1 protein-coding gene is annotated in these 938 nt (G+C 33.9%); it reads right to left on the reverse strand.

The genetic code is table 11. From position 1 onward, the window contains the following. Positions 1-20: 20 nt before the first annotated feature. The coding region (locus tag HHU12_RS34150) for a transposase (protein ID WP_205960086.1) at positions 21-938 on the reverse strand (918 nt) is incomplete at its 5' end.

The raw sequence follows: 938 nt of genomic DNA on the forward strand, positions 1-938 counted from the left end.
CAAATCAAAGGAAAAAATAATTATGTCCAGGTGGCTACGTGCTCCTCTGAATACTTGCGATTATTTTGCACTACTGAGAACATAATATGTATTAATTTTGCTCTCAATGCATTTATTACAACCATTTTTTCTTTCCCCTCCTTAAGTTTTCTATTATAGTATTTTTCAAAATTACCACCTGCTTGTATCACCGAATTAACTCCCATGTGTAGGTTCCGTTTTATCCGTTTATTAGCCCGTTTTGATACTTTATTACGGGACCTGATACTACTGCCTGATGTATATTGAAAAGGAGCTACACCAACATGTGAACAATACGCTCTTGCTGTTGTAAATTTGGTAAAAGCCTGTGTAGAAATAAGGACATCTGTAGCAATAACTTGCCCAACACCTCTTACAGAAAGCAGTAACTTCATGATATGTTTCAACTTTGTATCTCCTTTGATAATAGTATTGATTTCTTTCTCTATTTCTTGGAGTGATTCCTTTATTGTGGTAAGTATTGAAGTATATCTTTTCTTACGTGAGCTGTAATCTTTTTCACTTACATAGCCTTTATGATCAGTGATTTGCGATTTAAATTTAGCTTCCTCTCTTTTTAATAGCTCACGCTCGGATTGAAGATACTGAAGTGATACCAAGTTATCGTCAGTTAACTGACATAGCTTCACTTTATCTTGATGCCTATAGCCATATTCAGCAATCATACGAGCATCTTTCTTATCATTTTTACCTCTAGAAAAACCTTTACTTGCATGAATCTGATTAGGACATTCAATCCATAAATTATAGCCCTCTTCAACTAATGACCATAGTAAGGGATTAGTATAAATACCAGTCCTCTCAGCAACTACTAAAACATCTTCTTTCTTCAATTTTTCTTTCTTTAAAATTCTTTTGAAGCATTGGAGAATCTGCGTCTTGTTATTAATGCTTTT

Origin of the sequence: Flammeovirga aprica JL-4, assembly GCF_012844305.1 — a bacterium.
Taxonomy (GTDB): Bacteria; Bacteroidota; Bacteroidia; order Cytophagales; family Flammeovirgaceae; genus Flammeovirga; species Flammeovirga aprica.